Source organism: Paracoccus salipaludis (assembly GCF_002287065.1).
GTDB classification, from domain to species: Bacteria; Pseudomonadota; Alphaproteobacteria; order Rhodobacterales; family Rhodobacteraceae; genus Paracoccus; species Paracoccus salipaludis.
Window position 1 is genome coordinate 1 of record NZ_NSJZ01000054.1, and the last position, 2,736, is coordinate 2,736.

Below are 2,736 nucleotides of genomic sequence, written 5' to 3' on the forward strand. Positions count from 1 at the left end.
CGCCGCCGTGCGGATCCGGCTGCGGCTCGACGGCGTCAACCCGAACTCGCTCTCGATCTGCCCCATCTGCGCCAGGCATTTGTTCGCCACCGCCAGAAACGGATTCTGGATGATGTTGCCGCCCACGGTCTTCACCACAGGGCCGCGGCGCTTTACCTCCGCCTCGGCGTCGAGCCAGCGCCGCCAGATCACCACGTAGCGGGCCAGCGCCCCGGCATCGAGTTCGGTCATCACCCCGTGCCGGGCCAGCAGTTCCGCCATCTCGGTGAACTTCGCAGCCGCTGCGTCGTCGAGATGGTCGGGCGGCAGCGGCACCGCCACGACAGGCTGCGGCTCGGCGGGGTTCATCCGGTGCGGCCGCGCCGTGCCTTTCACCAGCTTCAGCTGCGTCGGGAGCGGTTTGCGGCCAGCCATGGGAAGAGTCCTGTCGGTCCGTCGCTAGCGCGATATGCTTGCGGTCAGCCCCACGCTTCCCATATCATGCTTGCATGAACAGCAAGCATCGCAAGACGCTCCAGGTTGTGTTCACCGATCCCGTCTCGGGGTCGGTCGAGTGGGCCAGCATCGAGGCATTGCTGGTCGCGGTCGGCTGCCGGATCATCGAAGGCAGCGGATCGCGGGTGAAGTTCGAGAAGGATGGGGAGATCGAGAGCTTTCATCGCCCCCATCCGGCGAAGGAAGCAAAACGGTATCAGGTTCGCGCCGCACGCGCCTATCTGGTCAGACTAGGGATCGAGCCATGAGCAATGTCATGACCTGGAAGGGCTACAGCGCCCGCATCGAATATGACGACGAGGACGGCATCTTCTTCGGTCAGATCGCCGGGATTCGCGACGGCGTCGGCTTTCATGCCGACAGTGTCGCGGAACTCCGGACGGCGTTTCACGAAGCGGTGGACGATTACATCGAGACCTGCGCTAGGATCGGCAAGGAGCCCGATCGCAGCTATTCCGGCAAGGTCATGTTCCGCCTCAGCCCTGACATCCATCGCAAGGCGGCCATCGCCGCCGAGTTGCGTGGCATCAGCCTCAATCAGTGGGCCGAAGAGGTGCTGCAGGCCGCAACCGAGTAACCCACATGGGCAACGGCAAGGACATAGCCGCCGACCACGTTGGCGATCGCCTCAACCAGCGACATGGCTCGGGTCTGCTTCATGCCGCTTCCTCCTGGCTCTCGTCGACGCCGCCCAGCCGCTCGACCCTCACCTCGGCGAAGGTCCGGCCATCGCCGTCGAGGATCGCATCCTTGCCGGTCTCGGCCTGCCAGCGCTCCACGGCGACATCGACATAGGCGGGGCTGATCTCCATCGCGAAGACGCGGCGGCCGTTGGCCTCGCCCGCCATGATCTGCGAACCGGAGCCCGAGAACGGCTCGTAGCACAGCCCGCCGCGGGCGACGTGCTGGCGCATCGGGATGCCGAAGGCGTCGAGCGGCTTTGGGGTCGGGTGATCGGGCCGCTCGTCCCTGGCGAAGCTGGGCATCTCCCAGGTCGAGGGCAGCGTCTCGTCTGCCACCTTCGGCGGGCGGTTCGGGCGGCGCCAGCCCATGAAGCAGGGCTCGTGCTTCCACAGGTAATGCGAGCGGGTGAGCACCCCGCGGTCCTTCACCCAGATGATCTGCTGGTGAACGAAGGCGCCGGCCTTCTCCCAGCAGGCCTCGAGCATCGCCTGCCTGCGCGAGGCGTGCCAGCAGTACCACGCAGCATCCTCGGTGATGGCCCCGGCCACGGCGGCCCCGATGAACCCGTCGTAGAGCTCCGCGCCCTGCGAACTGTCGTCCCAGGTCGTGCCATAGGAGGCGGACCAATCCTTGTTGCGGGTCGGGTGGTTCGAGCCGTCGTAATCGACGAGATATGGCGGGTCAGTGGCGAACAGCACCGCTCGCTCGCCGTTCATCAGCCGGCGGACATCGTCGTGAGACGTCGCGTCGCCGCAGAGCAGCCGGTGATCGCCGAGGATCCATAGATCGCCGGTGCGCGAGACCGGGTTGCGCGGCGGCTCGGGGATAACGACCGGCAGGGTCGAGCCTTCCTCGTCCCCCTCGGTCCCGGCCAGCAATCGGTCCAGCTCACCATCCTCAAAGCCCAGGATACCGAGGTCGAGCCCGGCCTCCTTCAAATCTGTGAGCTCCAGCGACAGCAGCGCCTCGTCCCAACCGGCGTTGAGCGCGATGCGGTTGTCCGCCAGCACCAGTGCCCGCCGCTGGTTGTCGCTGAGCCCGGTCAGAGTGATCGTCGGCACCGTATCCATGCCGAGCAGTCGCGCCGCCAGCACCCGTCCGTGACCGGCGATGAGCGTGCCGTCCTCGGCGATCAGCACGGGGTTGGTGAAGCCGAACTCCCGGATCGAGCCGGCGATCTCGGCCACCTGCGCCTCCGAATGAGTGCGGGCGTTGCGGGCATAGGGCACGAGGCTGTCGAGCGGGCGGTAGTCGATGGTGAGTTCGCGTCCGGACACGGGCGGTTTCCTTCGGTTTTCGTGGCTGCACCCCCCCCCTCGCCATTTTGGCCACGGATGCAGAAAGCTTGGCGCGCGGTCCTGACGTCGAACCGGCCTGAGATTTGACCTCCCCCCGGGGTCAGCCGGATGGCCCGCGGTCGGGCCGGCGGTTGCCGAAGCCGCCATCCTCGGCAGCGGTCTTGCGGCTGTGACAGGACGCACAGAGCGGCTGCCATCCGTCCTGGTCCCAGAACCGCTCGGGGTCGCCCCGATGCGGGACGACATGGTCCACGGTGTT

General features: G+C 66.9%; 6 protein-coding genes. 2 read left to right on the top strand and 4 right to left on the bottom strand.

Annotated features, from left to right (window positions below):
* On the bottom strand, nucleotides 1-414 hold a 414-nt coding region (locus CK240_RS17300), incomplete at its 3' end, for a phage terminase small subunit P27 family (RefSeq protein WP_135058903.1).
* Between the two features lie 74 nt (nucleotides 415-488).
* Between CK240_RS17300 and CK240_RS17305 the strand changes: the two genes are divergently transcribed.
* Entirely contained in the window at nucleotides 489-743 is a 255-nt protein-coding gene (locus CK240_RS17305; protein WP_095641513.1) for a type II toxin-antitoxin system HicA family toxin, read from the top strand.
* Nucleotides 740-1,072 carry a type II toxin-antitoxin system HicB family antitoxin gene (locus tag CK240_RS17310; protein ID WP_095641514.1) on the top strand — a complete coding sequence of 111 codons (333 nt, stop codon included), beginning with the start codon at nucleotides 740-742 and terminating at the stop codon, nucleotides 1,070-1,072. The genes CK240_RS17305 and CK240_RS17310 overlap by 4 nt, the downstream gene beginning before the upstream one ends.
* Here CK240_RS17310 and CK240_RS19500 read toward each other — a convergent pair.
* From CK240_RS19500 to CK240_RS17320, 3 genes are all read right to left on the bottom strand, one after another.
* On the bottom strand, nucleotides 1,033-1,155 hold the full coding sequence (locus CK240_RS19500) for a DUF7220 family protein (RefSeq protein WP_276305821.1): 123 nt from the start codon (nucleotides 1,153-1,155) through the stop codon (nucleotides 1,033-1,035). The genes CK240_RS17310 and CK240_RS19500 overlap by 40 nt on opposite strands.
* Nucleotides 1,152-2,456 (bottom strand): site-specific DNA-methyltransferase, encoded by a 1,305-nt coding sequence (locus CK240_RS17315; RefSeq protein ID WP_095641515.1) that lies wholly within the window; start codon nucleotides 2,454-2,456, stop codon nucleotides 1,152-1,154. Before CK240_RS17315 ends, CK240_RS19500 begins: the two co-directional genes overlap by 4 nt.
* Before the next feature lie 121 nt (nucleotides 2,457-2,577).
* Nucleotides 2,578-2,736, bottom strand: a 159-nt coding sequence (locus CK240_RS17320) for an HNH endonuclease (RefSeq protein WP_135058896.1), incomplete at its 5' end; no start/stop codon positions are given.